General features: G+C 47.5%; 1 tRNA gene. It reads left to right on the top strand.

The features are described 5' to 3' along the window. Positions 1 to 79: 79 nt before the first annotated feature. Positions 80 to 156, top strand: a tRNA-Ile gene (locus tag ACOSVQ_RS20675). Positions 157 to 303 lie beyond the last annotated feature (147 nt).

The raw sequence follows: 303 nt of genomic DNA, 5'->3' as shown, positions 1-303 counted from the left end.
TTGATGAGTGTCCACACAGATTGATTAGGTTTAAGTAAGTTTAAGAGACGCTAAGTGATTTATCACTTGGTGAAAAGTTGGGTCTGTAGCTCAGGTGGTTAGAGCGTTCGCCTGATAAGCGAGAGGTCGGTGGTTCGAGTCCACTCAGACCCACCAATTTTTCCTTCTGCTTTGTTGTGAAACTCGTCGTTTACTCTATGTAAACTTCCTCCTTTCACGCCGCGCATAAGAAAAAATGACCTACGATGGGGTTATAGCTCAGCTGGGAGAGCGCCTGCCTTGCACGCAGGAGGTCTGCGGTTC

It is taken from the genome of Vibrio sp. HM8-C (genome assembly GCF_058630515.1).
Note: the sequence above shows the minus strand (reverse complement) of the source record. Positions and strands in the feature narration are given on the sequence as shown.